This is a genomic window from Rhodococcus sp. IEGM 1408, from assembly GCF_033142235.1.
Classification (GTDB): Bacteria; Actinomycetota; Actinomycetes; order Mycobacteriales; family Mycobacteriaceae; genus Dietzia.
On sequence record NZ_JAWLRW010000003.1, the window covers coordinates 1 to 17,069 of the forward strand.

Below are 17,069 nucleotides of genomic sequence, written 5' to 3' on the forward strand. Positions count from 1 at the left end.
CGATCAATCACGACTCGTTGATCACTGCGCCTGACCAGACGCCGATCCGAATCCCACCACCCCACGGGGCACTATCCGAACACAACTCGGCACTTTGTGAGCGGTCGAGTCCGGCCACCGTTGCGTGGGGGCGTTTCCCGATATGGGGCGAGAGTGGCGACGGACGGTAGTTGCGACATACCTACGTTTACGAAAGCCCTGAAATGCAGACCAGGCCAGGGCTGAAAAGCCACTGACCTGGTTGCTATGCTCCCCCACCTGGACTCGAACCAGGAACCCTTCGATTAACAGTCGAATGCTCTGCCAATTGAGCTATGGGGGATTGCTACCGGCGACCAATTCTTACCTCGGACGCCGAGAACTCACCTTAGTGCGAGAGCTGCCACGGTCCAAATCGCCAGGTCAGGCGATGTCGGGTGTGGCGCCTACGGCCTGGTTCAGAAGTCCGCGCCGGTACTCCTCCAGCGCCACGAGGTCGCCGAACAGCGCGGAGAACCCCTCCGGGTCGTCCGCCGGGCTCATCCGTTGCACCTTGGACTTGAGGTCGGCGATCTGTCCGGACACCCAGACCTCCTGCAGGCGTGCGAGCACGCCCGAGACATAGCGCGGCAGCGCATCCTCGGCCACCCGGAGGGTCTCGACGGCGAGGAGGCCCACCAGCTTCTGTAGGCCGTCGTCCTCGAGGCTCAGGGAGACCTCGGAGACCCAGTTCGCACCGCTCTTGCCGGAGGCGCATCCCCCGGCCGCCGACAGCGCGTCGGCGATCTGGGCGTAGGCGGGATGGGTGTAGCACTCGCCCGGGAGCGAATCGAAGAGCGGACCCGCCAGGCCCGGGTACTGCAGGGCGGCCTTGAGTGCCTCACGCTGCGGCCACAGCACCGGGTCGGCCGCCGAGGGCAGAGGGATGCCTGCCGGAACAGCGGGAGCCTGTGACTCGCCGCGATCGCCCGCCTCGTCGTCGTCGTGCCTCCTACCGCCGCCCTCGGAACGATCCCACTCCGCGCGGGCTCCTCCCCCGGATCCCCCGGGTCCGCCGGGCCCCGGGGCGCGCTTGCGGAGTCCGGGGCCCGAGCCCGCGGACTTGGCGCGACCCTTCTTGCGCGCCTCCTCGCGGACGCGGCGCAGCACGGTTCCGGGATCGTCCCAGCCCACCCACCCGGCGAGCTGGCGGGCGTACTCGTCGCGCAGCGCCGAGTCCCGGATGTCGGCCACCACGGGAACGGTCCGGCGCAGCGCGTCGACACGCCCCTCGGCATGGTCGAGGTCGCACTCCTCGAGCATCGACCGGATTGCGAACTCGAACATCGGGACCCGGGCGGAGACCAGGTCCCGCAGGGCCGCGTCGCCCTTGTTCTGGCGGATGTCGCACGGGTCCTGGCCGGCGGGGGCCACCGCGACGAAGGTGCGGCCGGAGAACTGCTGGTCCCCCGAGAACGCGCGCATCGCGGCCTTCTTGCCGGCCTCGTCGCCGTCGAAGGTGTAGACGATCTCGCCGCGGAAGTAGTTGTCGTCCAACATCAGGCGCCGGAGGGTGGACAGGTGGTCCTCCCCGAACGCCGTGCCACAGGCCGCCACCGAGGTGGTCACGCCGGCGGCGTGCATGGCCATGACGTCCGTATAGCCCTCGACCACCACCGCCCGCCGCTGCGAGGCGATCTCGCGCTTGGCCAGGTCCAGACCGAACAGCACCTGCGACTTCTTGTAGAGCATGGTCTCGGGCGTGTTCATGTACTTGCCCAGCGTGTCGTCCTCGAAGAGCTTGCGCGCGCCGAAGCCGATCACCTCCCCCGCGAGGTTGCGGATGGGCCACAGCAGCCGGCGATGGAAGCGGTCGATCAGCGTCCCCCGCGAGCTGGTCTTGGACAGCCCGGCCGATTCCAGCTCCTTGGCCTCGAAGCCCTGGCGCATGAGGTGCTTGCTCATCGTGTCCCAGCCCGCCGGCGCGTAGCCGCACCCGAAGACGTCGGCCTGGGAGAGGTCGAAGCCGCGGTCGGTCAGGAACGCCCGGGCGGTCTCGGCCTCCTCGTCCTGGTGCAGGCGCTCGGCGTAGAACTTCTGGGCGGCGGCGTTGGCCTGCACCAGTCGCGAGCGGGTGCCGCGGTCGCGCTGGATCACCTGCCCGCCGCCCTCGTAGGAGATGCGGTAGCCGATCCGGTCGGCGAGCTGCTCCACCGCCTCGAGGAAGCTGATGTGCTCCATCTTCATGAGGAACGCGAAGACGTCGCCGCCCTCGCCGGTGGAGAAGCAGTGGAAGTACCCGTGCTGGGGGCGGACGTGGAAGGACGGCGTCTTCTCGTCCTTGAACGGCGACAGCCCCTTCATGGAGTCCGCGCCACCTGGTTTGAGCGCGACGTACTCGCCGACGATCTCCTCGATGCGGGTGCGCTCGCGGATCGCGGCGATGTCCTGCTCCGGAATCCGCCCTGCCATGCCGCCCAGAGTAACCGTCCGCGCCGGAGACCGGCGTTTCCCCTGGGACGGGCCGATACGCTGGCCGCATGATCGCCGCCCCCCATCGCCCCGACGCCGTCCGGGCCTCCCGGCTCCGGCGCACCGCCGCCGCCGCGTTCGTCGCCGCGCTCCTCCTCGGCCTGGGGGCGTGGGGTGCCCCGATCGCGTCCTCCGAAGCACCCTCCCGGTTGCCGCAGCAGGTCACCGACTCCGCGGGGGTCCTGGGCGGCGACACCGCCGCGGTGGAGAGCAGGCTCGCCGAGCTGCGGACCTCCGACGACATCCAGCTCTGGGCGACCTTCGTGGAGACGCTGGACGGCGTCCCGGTGCAGCAATGGGCCGAGCGGACCCGGGTGCTGTCGGACCTGGGGGCCTCCGACGCCCTGTTGGTGGTGGCGGTGCAGGACGGGGCCTACTGGTTCGAGTTCGACGACCCGGCCGCCTCCCCCACCGCCGATCAACAGACCGCCCAGCGGATCGCCGACCGGGACATCGAGCCACGCCTGGCGGCCGGCGACTGGGCCGGCGCGGTGACCGGCGCCGCCGACGGCCTCGAGCGGCAGGGGTCGGGCTCCGGGATCTCCGCGGGGACGCTCATCGCGATCATCGCGGGCATCATCGTCATGGTCGCGCTGGTCCTGCTGGTCACCCGCCGACGCCGCCGCACCCGCACCGCCCGGCAGGCCGAGTCCGCCCGCGACATCCCGGGCGACGACACCGCACGGATGTCCGCACTGCAGGTCGACGTACTCGACGCCCGGGCGCGCGCCGGGCTCATGGACGCCGACCAGGCCGTGGACGCCTCCACCTCCGCGCTCGAGACCGCCACGAGCGAGTTCGGCGAGATGCGCACCCGCCCGTTCCGCGCCGCCCTCGACTCGGCCCGGGCCGAGGTCGCGGCCGCGCACTCCCTGGTCCAGCGACTCGACGACGACATCCCGGAGACCCCAGACCAGCGCCGGGCGATGCTCCTCGAGGTGGCCGCCAGGGCCGAACGCGCCGAGCGCGAGCTCGAGGGTCAGTCCACGGCCTTCGCCGAGATGCGGGACCTGCTGATCAACGGCGCCGCCTCCGTCGACGCCCTCACCCGTCGCGCGGTCACCCTGCGCGCGCGGATCCCGGCGGCCGAGCAGTCGATGGCCGAGCTCCGGTCCCGCTTCCCCGCGGAGGTGCTCCTCTCGATCGAGGACAACCTGCCGCTGGCCGGCCAGCTCCTGGACGCCGCCGAGTCCGAGACCGCACGGGCCCGCGAGGCGCTCGCCCGCCCGGTGGGTGAGCAGGCGGAGGCCGTGGACGCCATCACCTCAGCCGAAGGTGAGCTCTCCCGCGCCGAGAAGCTGGTCGACGGCGTGGACCACGCGGCCGACGACATCGCCACCGCCCGCCGCGACCTGGCCGCGCTGATCGCGGAGGTCGAGGAGGAGTTGGTGGTGGCGGGGCGCCTGCTGGGCTCCACCGACGTCAGCAACGCCACCAGCCGGAATCTGACCAGCGCCGCCACCGCTGCGCGCGAGGCACTCGACCGGGCCCACCGCCTCGGGGAGACCGACCCCCTGGGCACCTTCTCCCGCCTGGTCGACGTGGACCGCGATCTGGACGAGGCGCTGGCCGCCGCCGGCCACGAGGCCCAGACGGCCGGCCGTGCCCGGGCCGCGCGTCAGGCCGCGATCACCCGGGCCGCCGGCGCGGTGCGAGAGGCCGACGACTACATCGGCAGCCGCTCGTACGTGATCGGCCAGACCGCCCGGACCCGGCTCGCCGCGGCCAAGGAGTCGTTGGCCACCGCCCAGGCCACGGCCGGCCCGGCCGCGTTCCCCGCCGCTGACCGCGCATTGAAGCTGGCCCGGGAGGCCCTGCAGTACGCGCAGAGCGACGCCTCCCGGCCCCAGTTCACCGGGGGTTACGGCGGCGGCGGTGGTTACGGAGGCCGCGGCCGCGGTGGCCGGGGCGGCTCGAACACCGGGGCCATGGTCGGCGGCATGGTCGCCGGCGCACTGATCCAGGGGATGCTCCGCGGCGGCGGGTCCGGCTTCGGCTCCTCCCGCGGGTTCGGCGGCGGATTCGGCGGCGGGGGCGGTTTCGGTGGCGGTGGCTTCGGAGGCGGTGGAGGTGGCTTCGGCGGCGGCGGCGCGGGCGGGCGGTTCTGAGGCCATGACGCGTCGTCGGAAAGTCCTCATCGCGGCCCTGGTGGTCCTGGCCCTGCTGGTAGCCGCCGTGGTGGCCGTGGGCGTGCGCTACCGGCCGCTCCTGCTCACCGGCACCGGTTACGCCGCCCACAACGCGTGCGCGATGCACTTCCTAACCGATCGCCACTCCGACCTCGAGACCGATCTTCCGCCCAACCCGCTGGTGCCGCTGTTGCGGACCGAGGTCGACGACTCCAACGGCTGGGCGCACTCCTCCGTGCTGGGCGTGGGGTTCCGGCAGTACGCGTGGGCGTCCGAACACGGCTGCGCGGTGGGCGACGGCCGCGCAGAAGGCTCCGAGTACAGCTCCCTCATCCGACCCACGGAGGACGGCCCGACCGGGATCGAGCTCCCCGTCGCGACCGAGGCCCCGGCGGAGGTGGGGTCCGCGATCTACGCCGCTGCGCAGGCGGAGGGGACGCGTGGCCTCGTCGTCGTCCATCGGGGTGAGATGTTGAGCGAGTGGTACGCGGGCGGCTTCGGCCCCGACACCCGCCAGCTGGGCTGGTCCATGGGCAAGAGCGTGGCGGCGACCCTGGTGGGCCGGGCGCAGATCGAGTTCCCCGACGCCGACCTCGACCCGGCGAGCACCGCGCTGCGCCCCGACTGGACCGACGAGCGTTCGCAGATCTCGCTGGACCACCTGCTCCGCATGACCTCGGGGCTCGCCTGGGATGAGGAGTACGACCTGGGCACGCCGGTGACACAGATGCTCTACCGCGAGCCGGACATGGCCGCCTACGCCGCCTCGCAACCGGCCGCCCACGCGCCCGGGACCGTCCGTCAGTACTCGTCGGGGACGACCAACATCCTGTGCGACCTCCTGCGCGAACGCACCGGCCTCGGGCCCGACATGGCCGACCGGCTGCTGTTCGGCCCGCTCGGGATGCGCAGCGCGGTCCTCGAGGCCGACGAGTCCGGCGGGTCGGTGTGCAGCTCGTACCTGTGGGCGACGCCGCGGGACTGGGCGCGGTTCGGGCAGTTCGCGCTGGATGACGGCGAGGTGGACGGCGAGAAGTTGCTGCCCGCGGGATGGATGGAGTTCGCGACGACCGTCGTCCCGGCGGGCGGCGAACCCGAGCCGTACGGCGCGCAGTGGTGGGTCAACGACGCCGGGGACGGCTCCCCGCTGCGCTTCCCCGGGCTGCCGGCCGACGCCTACTGGGCCTCGGGTCACGACGGGCAGTACGTCGTGGTGGTCCCGTCGGCCGACCTCGTGGTGGTGCGCACGGGCTTCTCCCCCGGCGGGAAGCTCGACTCGCTCGGTGTGGCGACCCTGGTCGGGGACGTCGCGCGGGCGGTGGGCTGACGGGGGCCGGCCGCTCAGCCCCAGGCGGCCTGGATGCCGGCGCTGGCCCGGTCGATCCGCTCCAGCCGGCTCTCGGTGTACAGGGCGATCTGGTCGACGATCACGCGCATCCGCGCGGCGTCGTCCGGGGCGGCGTCCCACAGCGGGCGGATCGCCCCGTCCAGGCCGGCGGGCGCGGAGTGGGCCAGGTATTCGGCCACCCGGTGGATCCGGTCGCGCTGGCGGTCCTGGCGCAGCCGGTGCCCGGGGTCGCTCATGACGTACCGCACGGCCATGGTCTTGAGCATCACCACCTCGGCCTCCACCTCCACCGGCACCTCGAGGTCGGCGCTGTACCGCCCGTGCGGGACCGCCCCGTGCACCTCGCGCGTGGTGTGGATGGCCGGCATGACAAACCGCCCGACCAGCTCGCTGGTCAAGGCCTTGAGGGCCACCAGACCGGTGAAGGTCTCCTCGAAGGGCTGCACCCCGCGGATCACCTCCAGGGCGCCGAGCCGCCCGGCCGCCTCCTGCAGCTGATCCGCGCTGGGCCCGCGGAACTCCCGGGCGCCGAGCTCGGCGAGCGCGGCGACCTCCGACGGATCCGCGAGCGACCGCAGGTCCAGCCGGCCGGCCACGATCGCGTCCTCGACGTCGTGCACCGAGTAGGCCACGTCGTCGGAGAAGTCCATGATCTGGGCCTCCAGGCACCGCGTGTCCCCGGGCGCACCCTCGCGGATCCACGCCAGCGTGTCCGCGTCGTCGGCGTAGGCGCCGAACTTGGTGGTCCCCTCGCGCGGCAACCACGGGTACTTGGTGGCGGCGTCCAGCGCGGCGCGGGTGAGGTTGAGGCCCACCCCGCGACCGTCGGCGTCGACCACCTTGGGCTCGAGCCGCGACAGGATCCGCACGGTCTGGGCGTTGCCCTCGTACCCGCCGAAGCCCCGGGCGACCTCGTCCAGGGCGCGCTCTCCGTTGTGTCCGTAGGGCGGGTGGCCGATGTCGTGACTCAGGCCCGCCAGGTCCGCCAGATCGGGGTCACACCCCAGCCCGGCCGCGATGCTGCGGGAGATCTGGGCCACCTCGAGGGAATGGGTGAGCCGGGTGCGGGGGGTGTCACCGTCGCCGGGCCCCACCACCTGGGTCTTGTCGGCCAGCCTGCGCAGTGCCGCCGAGTGCAGGACGCGGGCGCGGTCACGCTCGAACGGGCTGCGCTCGCTCGCCGTCCCCTGGGCGCGCCCGGGGCCCTCACTCACCCGTCGCTCGCCGTCCGCCGCGCCGTACGTGTAGCCCGTCATCCAGATCTCCTCCGGGCGAGAGCGCCCCTCGTCGTCGTCGTCCTCGTCGTCGTCGTCCCATACGACCGGACCGTTCCGACCGGCCCGATACGACCGCCCAGCGGTGCCGGGGATCAGCCGGGAAAATCCACGTCGCTGCCGGCGATCCGGTGGTACTGGTACCAGAGCACCGCGCCGGTCTCGCGGATGATGCTCGTGATCTGGTTCTCCCGGGTCCACACCGCGGGCCCGTGCCGGGTGGGCGAGGTCCACGCGTCCAGGCCGACGTCCTCGGCCATCATCCGCGCTCGGTACGAGTGCGTGGGGTCGCTGACCAGGACGACGGAGCGGCCGCCCTGGTCCCGGACCGTCTGCGCCACCGCGTCGAGGCTGCCGACCGTGTTGGTGCCGGTCTCCACCGCCAGGATCACGGTGGGGGGCACACCCAGCTCCGTGAGGTAGGCGCGGCCGGAGCCCGCCTCGGTATAACGATCCCCCGGCTGGCTCCCGCCGACCGTGATGATCTGGGGCGCCACGCCCTCGTCGTAGAGGGAGGCGGCGTGCTCGAGCCTGGCCTGGAATACCGGGGTGGGGACGCCGTCGTACTGCGCGGCGCCCAGCACGACGATCGCGTCGGCGGTCGTCCGGTCGTCCACCCGCGCGACGTGCCACACGCGGAACGCGATGAAGCCGGGGACGACCAGGCACAGCAGCAGCGCGATGGCCAGGAGCCAGCTGATGGCCCTGGACATCGCGCGCAGCGGGGACCGGGATCTACTCACCCGACCAAGTGTGCCAGTGCCCCGGTCAGCAACCGATGAGCCGCTGGGCGAGGTAGCCCTCCACCTGGTCGATCGCCACGCGCTCCTGGGACATGGTGTCCCGCTCACGGATGGTCACGGCCTGGTCTTCGAGGGTGTCGAAGTCCACGGTGATGCAGAACGGGGTGCCGATCTCGTCGTGGCGGCGGTAGCGGCGACCGATCGCCTGCGCGTCGTCGAAGTCCACGTTCCAGCTCTTGCGCAGCTGAGCGGCCAGGTCGCGCGCCTTGGGCGAGAGGTCGGCGTTGCGCGAGAGCGGCAGCACGGCAGCCTTGAACGGCGCCAGGCGCCGGTCGAGCTTGAGCACCGTGCGGGTGTCGACGCCGCCCTTGGCGTTGGGTGCCTCGTCCTCGGTGTAGGCGTCCACGAGGAACGCCATGAGCGAGCGGGTCAGACCGAAGCTCGGCTCGATGACGTACGGGATGTACTTCTCTCCCGAGGCCTGGTCGAAGTACTGCAGGTCCTCACCCGAGTGCGTCTGATGCTGCGTGAGGTCGTAGTCCGTGCGGTTGGCCACGCCCATGAGCTCGCCCCACGCGCTGCCGGAGAAGCCGAAGCGGTACTCGAAGTCGATGGTGCCGGCCGAGTAGTGGGCGCGCTCATCCTCCGGGACGTCGAAGCGACGCAGGTTCTCCGGGTTGATGCCCAGGTCCACGAACCAGTCCCAGCAGTCCTCGACCCAGCGCTTGAAGTGCTCGTCAGCCTCGTCGGGCTTGACAAAGTACTCGATCTCCATCTGCTCGAACTCGCGGGTGCGGAAGATGAAGTTGCCCGGGGTGATCTCATTGCGGAACGCCTTGCCGATCTGACCGATGCCGAACGGCGGCTTGCGCCGGGCGGTGGTCATGACGTTCTTGTAGTTGACGAAGATGCCCTGGGCGGTCTCCGGGCGCAGGTAGTGCAGGCCCGTCTCGTTGTCCACGGGACCGAGGAAGGTCTTCATCAGGCCGGAGAACAGCTGCGGCTCGGTCCACTGGCCCTTGTTCCCACAGTTCGGGCACGGGATGTCGGCCATCTGGGCGTCGGCCGGGGAGTCCAGCTTCTTCTTGGCCGCGTAGGCCTCCTGCAGGTGGTCCTGGCGCAGGCGGGTGTGGCAGGACTGGCACTCGATCAGCGGGTCGGTGAAGGTCTCGACGTGGCCGGAGGCCTCCCACACCTTGCGGGGCAGGATGATCGACGAGTCCAGGCCCACCACGTCCTCGCGGGCGGTGACGAAGGTCCGCCACCACTGCTTCTTGATGTTCTCCTTGAGCTCGACGCCCAGCGGACCGTAGTCCCACGCCGAACGGGTGCCGCCGTAGATCTCGCCACACTGGTACACCAGTCCCCGGCGCTTACAGAGGTTGACGACGGTGTCGATGACGGACGCTGAGGATGCCACGTCGGGGGTTCTCCCTTGGTGAGTCGGTTGGCGGAGGTGTCGTGGTGGACGACCTCGGCGCGGGCCGGCGCCCGCGGTACTTCTCACCAGCGTATCCGGTCCGCCCCGGCGGTCTGGGATACTGGGGTCCCCACCCGACACGGCGCCTGCGACCAGCGCGCCCGGAAGGTTTCACGCAATGGCATCCGGACCCGAGCTCACGACCGACGGCGAGTTGATCGCCGACGTCCACGATCCCGGCCGCCACACCGCGCCCGTCCCACTCCCGCGCCCGGACGTGATGGCGGCGGCGGGAGAGTTGCTCCGCGCGCTCTCCGCGCCGTTGCGCATCGCGATCGTGCTGCAGCTCCGTGAGGGCCCGCGCTGCGTCCACGAACTGGTCGACGCCCTCGGGGTCGCGCAGCCGTTGGTCAGCCAGCACCTACGGGTCCTGAAGTCCTCCCATGTGGTGTCCGCGCACCGGCAGGGCCGCGAGATCCGCTACGAGCTGCTCGACGACCACCTCCTACACATCGTCGAGGCGGCCGTGGGGCACGCCGGTGAGGGGTAGGCGGTGACCACACCGGGAAAGCCGATCGGGGTGCGCTCGACCCGCCAACGCAGCGCCATCTCCGCGCTGCTCGGCGAGTCCAAGGGCTTTCGCTCCGCCCAGGACCTGCACGCCGAGCTCCGGGACCGCGGCGACACCATCGGGTTGACCACGGTCTACCGGACGCTGCAGTCGATGTCCGACGCGGGCGCGGTGGACGTCCTGCGCACCGACTCGGGCGAGCTGATCTTCCGCCGGTGCTCCGACTCGCACCATCACCACCTGGTGTGCCGGGTGTGCGGGTTCACGGTGGAGGTCGAGGAGCCGGGGGTCGAGGAGTGGTCGCATCGCGCGGGTGGCGCCCACGGGTTCACCGAGGTCACCCACACTGTCGAGTTGTTCGGCCTGTGCGCGGCGTGCGCGGCGGCCGGGGCGGCCGGGGCGGGCTGAGCGCGGCGTGCGCGGCGTGCGACGCTGACTGACCGGGCTCCCCGCCCGCGACCAGCCGACCGGCTGGCTGCGCCTCCGCAGGCGCGCGCGAACCTGGCGTCTGGCGTGTACCGATGCGCAGGCGAGACGCCATCTCCAGGAGCGGCGGTGCCAGTCACGGTCAGCCGCGGGCGCGGGCCGCCAGGCGCGGGAGCGGATGCGGCGGGGCGCAGACGCGGGGGCACACGCGCGCGAGCGGATGCACCGTGGGGTGTCAGGCCGGGGCCACCCCGCCGAAGCGGCGGTCCCGCTCCGCGTACTCCAGACACGCCGCCCACAGGTCTCGTCGGTCGAAGTCGGGGAACAGCGTGTCCTGGAAGACGAACTCGGCGTAGGCGCTCTGCCACAGCAGGAAGTTGGACGTGCGCAGCTCACCGGACGGCCGCAGGAACAGGTCGACGTCCGGCATGTCGGGCTCGTCGAGATACTGGGCGAAGTTGTCCTCGGTGAGGTCGTCCGGGGAGACCGCCCCCGCCGCGACCCGGCGCGCGAAATCCCGCGCGGCGTCCACGATCTCGGCCCGCCCGCCGTAGTTGACGCACATGGCCAGCGTCATGACCGTGTTGTCCCGGGTGAGCTCCTCGGCCTCCTCGAGTTCGGAGATGACCGACTTCCACAGCCTGGGTCGCCGGCCCGCCCACCGGACCCGGACGCCCAGGTCGTTCATCTCGTCGCGGCGCCGGCGCAGGACGTCCCGGTTGAAGCCCATGAGGAAGCGGACCTCCTCGGGGCTGCGCTTCCAGTTCTCGGTGGAGAACGCGTACGCCGAGAGGTAGGGGACGCCGATCTCGATGCAGCCCTTGACCACGTCCATGAGCACGGCCTCGCCGCGCTTGTGCCCCTCCGTGCGGGGCAACCCCTGCTCCTGGGCCCAGCGGCCGTTGCCGTCCATCACCAGCGCGACGTGGCGCGGAACGAACTCGGCCGGGATAGCCGGCGGACGCGCGCCCGACGGGTGCGGGGTGGGCGGGCTCGGGGTCGCCGGCGTCGCGGCACCCCGTGTCCACGACGAGGTCACGCCCGCGGTGGTGGTGCGCTTACGAAATCTGGGTAGTCCGGGCACGGGGTTCCTCAACGTGTTCGACGGGAAAGGGCGCGAAGGGCAGGACGTCGGCCGGCAGGAGGTCGACGGGAGAGCCGTCGACGGGCTGGAGGTCGACCGTGCCGCGGTCGACCAGGGGCAGGCTGCGCAGGTCGCGCTCGAGGTGCCACTGCAGGTGGGCTGCGGCGATCCCGGAGGCCTGGCGGACCACGGCGGGCGACGAGACGCCCACGGCGTCCCACTCCCCGGCCAGCAGCGCGGACAGGTGCCCGGCGACGCCGGGTGAGAGCATGGCGCACCCCTGCGGCCGGCAGTGGACGCACACGGTGCCGCCGGAGGCCACGTGGAACGCCCGGTGCGGGCCCACCACGCCGCAGCGCACACAGCAGTCCAGGACCGGCTCCCAGCCGGATGCGGCCATGGCGCGCAGGAGGAAGGCGTCGGCGACCAGTCCCGGTGGGCGCCGGTGTTCGGCCAGGGACCGGAGGGCTCCGACGGCGAGGCCGAGCAGCCTCGGGGTGGGTGCACCCTCCTCCCCTGCCAGTCGTTCCGCGGTCTCCAGGACCACACACCCGGAGGTGTACGCGGGATAGTCCGCCACGAGCGGGCGCGAGAGGGACTCCCGGCTGGACGCCTGTCGCACGGCGCCCAGGCCGCTCCGGCCACGGCCGGGGGCGATCTGCACCTCCACCACCGCGAACGGCTCCAGGCTGGCGCCCATCCGCGAGCGGGTGCGGCGCACCGCCCGGGCGACGGCCCGGACCAGTCCGTGATCCTCGGTGAGGAAGGTGACGATCCGGTCGGCCTCACCGAGGTCGTAGGTGCGCACGACGAGGCCGATGTCGGTGAACGGGTGCATCGGGCCTCCTCCGCTTGATCGTCGACCGGTGACAGAGGTCCATTGTCCCACCTGCGGTGGTGGGTCACCCAGACGAATCCCCGGCGGGACCGCCCACCGGTGGGACCAGAAGCCCAGCCGGGGCCTTAGAAGCCCAGCCGACCGAGCATCTTGGGATCGCGCTGCCACTCCTTGAGGACCTTGACGTGCAGATCCAGGTACACCTTGGTACCCAGCAGCTGCTCGATCCCCGCCCGGGCCTGGCTACCCACCTCTTTCATCCGCGAACCGCCCTTGCCCAGGACGATCGCCTTCTGGCTCTGCCGCTCGACGTAGACGATGGCGTGGACGTCCACCATGTCGCTACGCCCCTCGTGCGGCAGCACCTCCTCGATCGACACGGCGATCGAGTGCGGCAGCTCGTCCCGGACGCCCTCGAGGGTGGCCTCGCGGATGAGCTCGGACATCCGGGACTCGTCGGACTCCTCGGTGATCACGTCATCGGGGTAGAACCGCGGGCCCTCGGGCAGCAGGGAGGCGATCACGTCCTCCACCACATCCACCTGCTCACCGGCCGTCGCGGATACCGGGACGACCTCCGAATCCGGTCCGAGGAACTTGGAGACCGCCATCAGTTGCTCCATGACCCGCTTCTTGGAGACGGTGTCGATCTTGGTCACCAGCCCGAGGATCGGGGTGTTGGGGCAGAGCTTCCTGACCTGCTCCAGGATCCACCGGTCACCGGGCCCGATCCGCTCCCCCGCGGGGATGCACAGGCCGATGAGGTCGACGTCGGAGTAGGTGTCCTCCACCAGCGCGTTAAGGCGCTCGCCCAGCAGGGTCCGGGGCCGGTGGAGGCCGGGGGTGTCGACCAGGATGAGCTGGGCATCCGGCCGGTGGACGATCCCGCGGATCGCGTGTCGGGTGGTCTGCGGGCGCGAGGACGTGATGGCGATCTTCTCGCCCACGAGCGCGTTGGTCAACGTGGACTTGCCGGTGTTGGGCCGGCCCACGAAGCTGACGAACCCGCTCCGGAATCCCTCTGGGGTGGTCATCGATTGTCCTCGCTGTTGCGATCAGAATCCTCGTCCGGGTCGGTCGACCCGGTTCGTCGTGCCACCACGGTGACGACCTTGACGCGGCCGCGACGATCGCTCCCGCCCTCGGCGTGCAGGTCCAGACCCGTCGAGACCACGTGTGCGCCGGGCAGCGGCACGCGACCGAGCTCCAAGGCGAGCAGTCCGCCGAGGGTCTCGACCTCCTCGGTGACCTCATCGGGGAACTCCAGGTCGAACAGGTCGGCCACCTCGTCCAGACCGAGTCTGGCGGAGAGTCGGTAGACCCCGTCGCCCAGTTCCTCGACGGGCGCCACCTCGGTGGTGTCGTACTCGTCGACGATCTCCCCGACGATCTCCTCGAGGATGTCCTCGATCGACACCAGCCCGGGGGTCCCGCCGTACTCGTCGACCAGGATCGCCAGGTGGTTGTGCTCCCGCTGCATCTCGGCCAGGAGGTCGTCGATGCGCTTGGAGTCCGGGACGAACGCCGCCGGCCGCATGATGTCGGCCACGGGCGTCGCGCGACCGTCCGGGTCGTCGAGCCTGGCCACGATGTCACGCAGGTACACCACGCCCACCACGTCGTCGTAGTTCTCCCCCGCTACCACCGGGATGCGGGAGTAACCGGACTTGACCGTCAACCGTGCCGCCTGGCCGACCGTCTTGTCCGACTCGATCCACACCATCTCGGTCCGCGGGGTCATGACCTCGCGCGCGGTGGTCTCGCCGAGTTCAAACACGGACTGGATCATGCGCGACTCGTCGTCGGCCACCACCCCGCGTTCCCGCGCCATGTCCACGATCTCGAGCAGCTCGATCTCGGATGCGAACGGTCCGTTGCGGAAACCCCCGCCCGGGATGACGGCGTTGCCGATCCCCACCAGCAGCCCGGCCACCGGGCCCAGGACCAGCCCGGTGAGCGACAGCGGCGTCGAGGACCCAAGCGCGAGGGAGTAGGCGTGCTGACGCCCCAGCGTGCGCGATCCGACGCCGGCAACCACGTACGCCGCGACGGTCGTCAGCGCGATCACTCCGACGAGCGCCCAGACCGTCGACTCGATGACCTCGGCGAACACGACCGTCAGGAGCACGACACCCGAGATCAGGCTCAGCTGGTGCAGCAGGATGGACACGTTGATGTAGCGGGCCCGGTTCTCGAGCATCCTGGCCAGCCGGGCCGCCCCGTAGCGGGACTCCTTGGCCATCTCGTCGACCCGGGCCACCGAGACGGTGCTGAGCGCGGCGTCCAGGGACGCGAAGACGCCGGCGACCAGGATGAGGAGCACGGCCGCGACGGTCGTGAGGATTGTGGGGTCCACGGGTCAGGCGTCCTCGCGCCGAGCGTCCTGGCGGTGGTCGTACCACTCGGCCAACAGCTCGTTCTGCAGCCCGAACATCTCACGTTCCTCGGCCGGTTCGGCGTGGTCGTAGCCCAGGAGGTGCAGGCTCCCGTGCACGGTCAACAACGCCAACTCGTGCGCGAGCGGATGCCCGGAGCTGGCGGCCTGGTCGGCGGCGAACGCCGGGCACAGCACGATGTCGCCGAGCATCGCCGGACCGGGGTCGGGCAGATCGGGCCGGCCGCCCGGGGTGAGCTCGTCCATGGGGAAGCTCATGACGTCGGTGGGGCCCGGCAGGTTCATCCAGGTCACGTGGAGATCCGCCATCGTGTCCTTGTCCACGAGGGTGATCGACAGCTCGGCGGCCGGGTGCACGTCCATCCGGGCGATCACGAACGCGGCCACGTCGATGAGCTCTGCCTCGTCGACCTCTACGCCCGACTCGTTGGCGACCTCGATACTCATCGGCGGCGGTGCTCCTTCTTGCTGGTGACGGCGGTGGGCTTCTCGCCCCGTTCGAGGCGCTCCTCGTGCTTGGCGTACGCATCGACGATCCGCGCGACCAGCGCGTGCCGGACGACGTCCTTCGAGGTGAGCTCGGCGAAGTGGATGTCGTCGACCCCCTTGAGGATGTCGCGCACCACCTTGAGGCCCGAACGCTGCCCGCCCGGGAGGTCGATCTGGGTGATGTCGCCGGTCACGACGATCTTCGAGCCGAAGCCCAGGCGGGTGAGGAACATCTTCATCTGCTCGGGCGTGGTGTTCTGCGCCTCGTCGAGGACGATGAACGCGTCGTTGAGGGTGCGACCGCGCATGTACGCCAGCGGCGCCACCTCGATCACCCCGGCCGCCATGAGCTTGGGGATGGCCTCGGGGTCCATCATGTCGTGCAGCGAGTCGTACAGCGGCCGCAGGTACGGGTCGATCTTCTCGTGCAGGGTGCCGGGCAGGTAACCGAGCCGCTCACCGGCCTCGACCGCGGGGCGGGTGAGGATGATGCGGCTGACCTCCTTGGCGCGGAGCGCGGCCACGGCCTTGGCCATCGCGAGGTAGGTCTTGCCGGTCCCGGCGGGGCCGAGCCCGAACACCACCGTGTGCTCGTCGATCGCGTCGACGTACCGCTTCTGGCCCACCGTCTTGGGCCGGATCATCCCGCCGCGGCGGGAGAGCACGTTGGTCCCCAGCACCTCCTCGGGCGTCAGCGGCCCGGAGTCGGCGAGGATCTCGACCGAGCGCCGCACCGAGGCCGGGGTGATCTCCACACCTCTACGCGCCTGCCGCAGCAGGTCGGAGACCACCCGCGAGGACTGGTGGACGGCCCCGGGGTCACCGGAGATGGTCATGGTGCCGCCGCGGACGTGCAGGTCGGCGTCGAGCAGCTCCTCGAGCATCCGCAGGTTGGCGTCGGCGGCACCGAGCACCGCCATGGCCAGATCGGGGTCGAGCTGGACTGCCGTGCGGGCGGACGAGTCGCCGGAGTCGCGGCGGCCGCCGCGCGGCTCGGCGACCTCCGGGCGCTCGGCGTCCGGGTTGATGACTGCGTCGTCTTCTGGGGTACTTACGTGGATCACGTCCTGGGTGGTGGTTCGGTCGGGTCGAGTGTAGTCCCCGGGTCTGACCATCTCCGCGTGAGAACGCCGAGGGCGCCCAGGGCCACGGTGGCGGCGGTGGACGTGCGCAGGACCTCCGGTCCCAGAACGACCGCGCGGGCCCCGGCCTGGGTGAGCGCGTCGATCTCGGCGTCGGAGACGCCGCCCTCGGGCCCGACGACGAGGAGGATCCGCTCCCCGGCCGGCCCCGCGGATACGGCCTCGACAAAGGAGACGGCACCGTCCTCGTGCAGCACCAGGGCGGCGGCGCCCGCCTCGACCTCCTCGGTCACGAGCGCCACGAGGCCGGCGGAGTCCACCAGGGGGCCGATCTCCGGCTCCCAGGCCCGCCGGGACTGCTTGGCCGCCGCGCGCGCGGCGTTCTCCCATTTGGTGCGGCCCTTGTCGACCTTGGGCCCGGTCCACCGGCTCACGCAGCGGTCCGCCTGCCACGGCACGATCCGGTCGGCCCCCGCCTCGGTGGCCAGCTCGACCGCCAGTTCCGAGCGCTCGGACTTGGGCAGCGCCTGGACCACCGTCACCTCGGGTGACGGCCTGAGCACGTCCTCGCGGGCGACGACCTCGGCCTCGACCCGCCCGGATTCGGCGGCGGAGACCCGGCAGTCGGCCACCGCCCCGCGTCCGTCGCCCACCCGGACGCGCTCACCGGGGCGCACCCGGAGTGCGGATCCGGCGTGCCGGCCCTCGGGTCCGTCGAGGACCACGAGCTGGCCGACCGCGGGGACGGCCGGGACCCGGAAGAGGGGCGGGGTCACCGGT

Annotated in this window: 15 protein-coding genes and 1 tRNA gene; 4 read left to right on the plus strand and 12 right to left on the minus strand. The window is 71.5% G+C overall.

Annotated elements, in window-relative coordinates; translation table 11 throughout:
- Positions 1-249: 249 nt before the first annotated feature.
- Positions 250-322 (minus strand) — tRNA-Asn (locus R4P08_RS05250).
- A gap of 80 nt (positions 323-402) precedes the next feature.
- On the minus strand, positions 403-2,430 hold the full coding sequence (gene dnaG, locus R4P08_RS05255; protein WP_317812731.1) for a DNA primase: 2,028 nt from the start codon (positions 2,428-2,430) through the stop codon (positions 403-405).
- Between the two features lie 68 nt (positions 2,431-2,498).
- Between dnaG and R4P08_RS05260 the strand changes: the two genes are divergently transcribed.
- Positions 2,499-4,598 (plus strand): TPM domain-containing protein, encoded by a 2,100-nt coding sequence (locus tag R4P08_RS05260; RefSeq protein WP_317812732.1) that lies wholly within the window; start codon positions 2,499-2,501, stop codon positions 4,596-4,598.
- 4 nt (positions 4,599-4,602) lie between these two features.
- Complete coding sequence (locus R4P08_RS05265; protein ID WP_317812733.1) at positions 4,603-5,946, plus strand: serine hydrolase; 1,344 nt, start codon at positions 4,603-4,605, stop codon at positions 5,944-5,946.
- 14 nt (positions 5,947-5,960) lie between these two features.
- On the opposite strand, the gene R4P08_RS05270 is transcribed toward R4P08_RS05265, so the two are convergent.
- The 3 genes from R4P08_RS05270 to R4P08_RS05280 all read right to left on the minus strand — a co-directional run bounded on the left by R4P08_RS05270 (position 5,961) and on the right by R4P08_RS05280 (position 9,404).
- Positions 5,961-7,223, minus strand: coding sequence for a deoxyguanosinetriphosphate triphosphohydrolase (locus R4P08_RS05270; RefSeq protein ID WP_317812734.1), 1,263 nt, complete (start codon positions 7,221-7,223; stop codon positions 5,961-5,963).
- Positions 7,224-7,336: 113 nt separating this feature from the next.
- Positions 7,337-7,954, minus strand: coding sequence for a YdcF family protein (locus R4P08_RS05275; RefSeq protein ID WP_317813114.1), 618 nt, complete (start codon positions 7,952-7,954; stop codon positions 7,337-7,339).
- A 55-nt stretch (positions 7,955-8,009) separates the two neighbouring features.
- Complete coding sequence (locus R4P08_RS05280) at positions 8,010-9,404, minus strand: glycine--tRNA ligase (protein ID WP_317812735.1); 1,395 nt, start codon at positions 9,402-9,404, stop codon at positions 8,010-8,012.
- A 178-nt stretch (positions 9,405-9,582) separates the two neighbouring features.
- Between R4P08_RS05280 and R4P08_RS05285 the strand changes: the two genes are divergently transcribed.
- Positions 9,583-9,954: a metalloregulator ArsR/SmtB family transcription factor gene (locus tag R4P08_RS05285; protein WP_317812736.1), complete on the plus strand. Its 372-nt coding sequence runs from the start codon at positions 9,583-9,585 to the stop codon at positions 9,952-9,954.
- 3 nt (positions 9,955-9,957) lie between these two features.
- Positions 9,958-10,383, plus strand: a complete 426-nt coding sequence (locus R4P08_RS05290) for a Fur family transcriptional regulator (protein ID WP_317812737.1) — start codon at positions 9,958-9,960, stop codon at positions 10,381-10,383.
- Between the two features lie 253 nt (positions 10,384-10,636).
- Here R4P08_RS05290 and R4P08_RS05295 read toward each other — a convergent pair whose 3' ends face one another.
- The 7 genes from R4P08_RS05295 to R4P08_RS05325 all read right to left on the minus strand — a co-directional run bounded on the left by R4P08_RS05295 (position 10,637) and on the right by R4P08_RS05325 (position 17,065).
- Complete coding sequence (locus tag R4P08_RS05295; protein WP_317813115.1) at positions 10,637-11,440, minus strand: isoprenyl transferase; 804 nt, start codon at positions 11,438-11,440, stop codon at positions 10,637-10,639.
- Between the two features lie 19 nt (positions 11,441-11,459).
- Positions 11,460-12,323, minus strand: coding sequence for a DNA repair protein RecO (gene recO / locus R4P08_RS05300; protein ID WP_317812738.1), 864 nt, complete (start codon positions 12,321-12,323; stop codon positions 11,460-11,462).
- 125 nt (positions 12,324-12,448) lie between these two features.
- Positions 12,449-13,357 carry a GTPase Era gene (era, locus tag R4P08_RS05305; RefSeq protein WP_317812739.1) on the minus strand — a complete coding sequence of 303 codons (909 nt, stop codon included), beginning with the start codon at positions 13,355-13,357 and terminating at the stop codon, positions 12,449-12,451.
- Entirely contained in the window at positions 13,354-14,679 is a 1,326-nt protein-coding gene (locus R4P08_RS05310) for a hemolysin family protein (protein WP_317812740.1), read from the minus strand. The genes era and R4P08_RS05310 overlap by 4 nt, the downstream gene beginning before the upstream one ends.
- Positions 14,680-14,682: 3 nt before the next feature.
- Positions 14,683-15,165: an rRNA maturation RNase YbeY gene (ybeY, locus tag R4P08_RS05315; RefSeq protein WP_317812741.1), complete on the minus strand. Its 483-nt coding sequence runs from the start codon at positions 15,163-15,165 to the stop codon at positions 14,683-14,685.
- A complete protein-coding gene (locus tag R4P08_RS05320; protein WP_317812742.1) occupies positions 15,162-16,271 on the minus strand; it encodes a PhoH family protein in 1,110 nt (369 codons plus the stop codon). Before R4P08_RS05320 ends, ybeY begins: the two co-directional genes overlap by 4 nt.
- The gene (locus tag R4P08_RS05325) at positions 16,268-17,065 is read right to left on the minus strand and encodes a 16S rRNA (uracil(1498)-N(3))-methyltransferase (RefSeq protein ID WP_317812743.1); all 798 of its coding nucleotides are present in this window, start codon (positions 17,063-17,065) and stop codon (positions 16,268-16,270) included. The genes R4P08_RS05320 and R4P08_RS05325 overlap by 4 nt, the downstream gene beginning before the upstream one ends.
- Positions 17,066-17,069 lie beyond the last annotated feature (4 nt).

Bases quoted from the DNA above. Each gene is read 5' to 3' on its own strand.
- dnaG (WP_317812731.1), bottom strand. From the start codon at position 2,430: ATGGCAGGGCGGATTCCGGAGCAGGACATCGCCGCGATCCGCGAGCGC.
- R4P08_RS05260 (WP_317812732.1), top strand. From the start codon at position 2,499: ATGATCGCCGCCCCCCATCGCCCCGACGCCGTCCGGGCCTCCCGGCTC.
- R4P08_RS05265 (WP_317812733.1), top strand. From the start codon at position 4,603: ATGACGCGTCGTCGGAAAGTCCTCATCGCGGCCCTGGTGGTCCTGGCC.
- R4P08_RS05270 (WP_317812734.1), bottom strand. From the start codon at position 7,223: ATGACGGGCTACACGTACGGCGCGGCGGACGGCGAGCGACGGGTGAGT.
- R4P08_RS05275 (WP_317813114.1), bottom strand. From the start codon at position 7,954: ATGTCCAGGGCCATCAGCTGGCTCCTGGCCATCGCGCTGCTGCTGTGC.
- R4P08_RS05285 (WP_317812736.1), top strand. From the start codon at position 9,583: ATGGCATCCGGACCCGAGCTCACGACCGACGGCGAGTTGATCGCCGAC.
- recO (WP_317812738.1), bottom strand. From the start codon at position 12,323: ATGCACCCGTTCACCGACATCGGCCTCGTCGTGCGCACCTACGACCTC.
- era (WP_317812739.1), bottom strand. From the start codon at position 13,357: ATGACCACCCCAGAGGGATTCCGGAGCGGGTTCGTCAGCTTCGTGGGC.
- ybeY (WP_317812741.1), bottom strand. From the start codon at position 15,165: ATGAGTATCGAGGTCGCCAACGAGTCGGGCGTAGAGGTCGACGAGGCA.